The organism is Dietzia timorensis, from assembly GCF_020742175.1.
Lineage (GTDB): Bacteria > Actinomycetota > Actinomycetes > Mycobacteriales > Mycobacteriaceae > Dietzia > Dietzia timorensis_A.
Map to the genome: position 1 here is coordinate 1 of NZ_DYXM01000213.1, position 3831 is coordinate 3831.

Annotated in this window: 4 protein-coding genes and 2 pseudogenes; all 6 read left to right on the forward strand. The window is 65.7% G+C overall.

Annotated elements, in window-relative coordinates; translation table 11 throughout:
• Positions 1–146, forward strand: a pseudogene (locus tag K8V11_RS10625) (diadenosine tetraphosphate hydrolase); the annotation flags it as partial.
• Between the two features lie 54 nt (positions 147–200).
• Positions 201–854 carry a phosphatidylinositol phosphate synthase gene (gene pgsA, locus K8V11_RS10630; RefSeq protein ID WP_303913825.1) on the forward strand — a complete coding sequence of 218 codons (654 nt, stop codon included), beginning with the start codon at positions 201–203 and terminating at the stop codon, positions 852–854.
• A gap of 33 nt (positions 855–887) precedes the next feature.
• A complete protein-coding gene (locus tag K8V11_RS10635) occupies positions 888–1826 on the forward strand; it encodes a phosphatidylinositol mannoside acyltransferase (RefSeq protein ID WP_303913832.1) in 939 nt (312 codons plus the stop codon).
• Entirely contained in the window at positions 1826–3046 is a 1221-nt protein-coding gene (locus K8V11_RS10640) for a glycosyltransferase family 4 protein (RefSeq protein WP_303913827.1), read from the forward strand. The genes K8V11_RS10635 and K8V11_RS10640 overlap by 1 nt, the downstream gene beginning before the upstream one ends.
• Positions 3047–3571, forward strand: a complete 525-nt coding sequence (locus K8V11_RS10645) for an NUDIX hydrolase (RefSeq protein ID WP_303913829.1) — start codon at positions 3047–3049, stop codon at positions 3569–3571.
• A 72-nt stretch (positions 3572–3643) separates the two neighbouring features.
• Positions 3644–3831, forward strand: a pseudogene (locus K8V11_RS10650) (pyridoxal 5'-phosphate synthase lyase subunit PdxS); the annotation flags it as partial.

The window sequence follows — 3831 nt, forward strand, 5'->3', positions numbered from 1 at the left end:
ACCTTCATCAACACGTCGTGCCCCGCTGGGTGGGCGACGCGAATTTCATGACCGTCCTCGGGGGCACCAAGGTGCTTCCTCAATTGCTCGGGGAGACGCGGCGCTTGTTCGCCGAGGCCTGGCACACGGTCCCGGGACGCCCGTAGAAAGTGGCGAGTATTTCGCGGCGCTACACAGTGCGAAGAATGTAAAGGTAGGAGATGCTCAGCGAACACGGCAGAAGCGGCGTCAACAAGGTCGCCCCACGGATCGCCGGCGTCTTCGTCAAGGCCGGTATCACGCCGAACATGATCACGCTCGTTGGCATGGCGGCCACCGTGGCCGCGGCCATCGTGCTCTTCGGCAACGGCTACCTGTTCGCCGGTGCGATCGTCATCGGGCTGTGCACCCTCTTCGACCTGCTCGACGGGGCCGTGGCCCGCGCCGGGGGCACGGGCAGCCCGTACGGTGCGCTCGTCGACGCGGTGTCCGACCGCATCGCGGACGGGGCGATCCTCGGCGCACTGCTGTGGTACGTCATCCACCGCGAACCCGACAACTCCATGGCGATCGTGATGTTGCTCATCGCGCTCACCTTTTCCCAGGTCGTCTCCTATTCGAAGGCCCGCGCCGACGCCGGCGGCCTCGCCACTCCCGGTGGACTCATGGAACGCGCGGACCGTCTGGTCATCGTTCTCGTCGGCGCCGGGCTCGAAGGACTCGGCATACCGTGGATGCTGGAAATCGGAGTGAGCATCGTGGCTATCGGTTCCGTGATCACGGTCGTGCAGCGTGTTCTCGGCGGTCGCGCCTCGTACCTCAAGTCCGAACCCCAGGCCGACGGCGGACGTCCGCCGCACGAGAAGGAACAGTAGATGGCGCAAGCTTCTGAGAACTCCGCGAACGAGGTGACGCTTGCCGAGCGGGCTTCCGATCTCGGCTACGCCGCTGGGTGGATGGCCGTTCGCGCCCTCCCTGACCGGGTGGCCCGCGGGCTGTTCAACGCCGGTGCCGATCTGGCCTGGCGGAAGATGGACGACGATGCGCAGCTACGGGCGAACCTCGCTCGCGTGCTGGGTGTCCGCCCTGCCGCCGTACCCGATTGGCTGATCCGCGAATCGATGCGATCGTATGCCCGATACTGGCGCGAGGCGTTTCGACTTCCGACGATGGATCGCAAGGCTCTGGTCGACAACATCACCGAGCACATCGTCGGACGGGACAATCTCGATGCCGCGCTCGAAAGAGGAAACGGCCTTATCTTCGCGCTGCCGCATTCGGCCAACTGGGATCTCGCGGGGCTGTGGCTGACCACCCATTACGGAGGCTTCGCGACCGTCGCCGAACGTCTCAAGCCGGAGTCGCTGTATCAACGCTTCGTCGACTATCGGGAGAGCCTGGGCTTCACCGTGCTCCCGCTCACCGGCGGACAGACCGGGGCGTTTCCGGAACTCAAGAAGGTGCTCGCCGACAACGGGATCGTGTGCCTCATGGGCGAGCGCGACCTTCGCCGCACAGGCGTCGAGGTCGATTTCTTCGGCGCGAAAACGCGCATGCCCGCAGGGCCGGTGAAGCTCGCGCAGGAAACCGGCGCGACGCTGATGTACGCGGAACTGTTCTATGCAGACGACACGTACATGCGCATCGTCGCCAACGATCCGATCGACGTGAGCGGGACTGTCGAGCAGGGCACCCAGCTTTTGGCCGACGCCTTCGCTGCAGGTATCGCCCGACACCCGCAGGACTGGCACATGCTCCAGCCACTATGGCTCGAGGACCTCGACGAGGACCGCCAGGCGTTTCTTGCCGGAACCGAGGGGCCTCGCGGATCCGGAGAACACACCTGATGCGTATCGGTGTCGTCTGCCCTTATTCGTTCGACCACCCCGGTGGGGTCCAGATCCACATCATGGACCTTGCGCGCGAGATGCGCGGGCAGGGACACGAGGTGTTCATTCTCGCCCCGGGCGAGCGCGGCACCGAACCGGACGAATTCACCACGCTCGTCGGCAAAGGCGTGCCGATTCCCTATAACGGATCGGTGGCGCGTCTGTCCTTCGGCTACCCCACGTGGCGCGCGACGAAGCGGTGGATCGCCGACATCGAGCCCGACGTGCTTCACATTCACGAACCGAACGCGCCGAGCACCTCGATGTTCGCACTGGCCATCGCAAAGGGCCCGATTGTTGCCACCTTCCACACCTCAACCGCGTCCTCGCTTGTGCTAAAGACCTTCGAGGGCGTGCTCTCGCCGTTCCTCGAGAAGATCCGCGGGCGCATCGCGGTCTCCGATGTGGCGCGCCGCTGGCAGGTGCAGGCACTCGGCTCCGACGCGGTCGAGATCCCCAACGGCGTCGACGTTTCCTTTTACAAGGCCGCACGCGACAAAGTGTGCACGGAGCGGAACCGGCGCGATGACGACGGAGAGCCGCATCCGCCCGCCGTCACCTTCCTCGGTCGCTTCGACGAGCCCCGCAAGGGGCTAGGCGTGCTGCTCAGGGCCTGGCGAACGGTCCGCGAGCGAATTCCCGATGCGGAACTGTGGGTGATGGGCGGCGGCGACAAGGACGAGGCGCTGGCGCTACTCGGAGATACCGGAGGCGTCCGTTTCCTCGGCCGCGTCGACGACGAGGAGAAGGCTCGGACGCTCGCCGAGGCGGACGTGTACTGTGCCCCGAATACTGGGGGAGAGAGCTTTGGCATCGTTCTCGTCGAGGCGATGGCGGCGGGCACCGCGGTCCTCGCCTCCGATCTCGACGCTTTCCGCCGGGTTCTCCGTGACGGCGAATGCGGCCAGCTGTTCGCCACAGGCCGCTCCGAATCGCTCGCCGAGCACCTTGTGGCGCTGCTGGAGGAGAATTCGCGGCGCGCCGACCTCGTCGCCCGAGCGACCGAAGCCGTCGAGGGATACGACTGGCCTGTCGTATGCACGCGTGTGCTTCGCGTGTACGAGACCGTCCGCGCACCAGGGGAAAAGGTGCGAGTGTCCGGGGGCGCACGTTTCCGTGACGTCGTGCGGGCGAATCCCTCCGGCGGACGCGGCCGCGGCGAAGGAGGGGAACGCTAGATGTGGTGGATAGTCTCGATTATCGCCGTGGTCCTCGTGGCGTCGGCGGCGCTGCTCGCCTATCTCACCGCTCACCGCCTCGACCGCCTACACATCCGCACGGATCTGGCCGCGGCCGCCCTGTATGAGGCGTTCCTCCGACGTCATACCGTGGCTGTTGCCATTGCCGAGGGACTCGGCCCACACGACGAGCGTGCCGCCGAATGGCTTCACAGCTGCGCCGCCCGAGCCAAACATCGCTCTGCGGACAAGTTCACCCCTGGTGCCCCCCAAACCGGCATCGAGCAGGCGGAAAACGATCTGACCAGCGCTTTGTCCGATTTGCCGCCGGAGTCGATGGGGCCGCACCTGCGCGCCGAAGCAACAGATGTGGGGGACCGGCTCGAAATGGCTCGGCGTTTCTACAACGATGCAGTTCGGGACACTCGCCGGCTGCGGGAGAAGAAGGTCGTGTCCTGGTTCCGCCTTGCGGGATCGGCGCCGATGCCCGAATACATCGAGCTGGTCGATCCGTCCTACAATTAGACGTCTGGCCTTGCCGTGATCACCGGCGGGGCAAATCGATTCTATGTGAATAGCGTTTACCCAGGAGGCACCTTGAGCACCGCGAACGAGTCCCAGAACGAGCGAGGCACTGCCCGCGTCAAGCGCGGTATGGCGGAGATGCTCAAGGGCGGCGTGATCATGGACGTCGTGACCCCGGAGCAGGCGAAGATCGCCGAGGACGCCGGCGCTGTCGCCGTGATGGCGCTCGAGCGTGTTCCCGCCGATATCCGTGCGCAGGG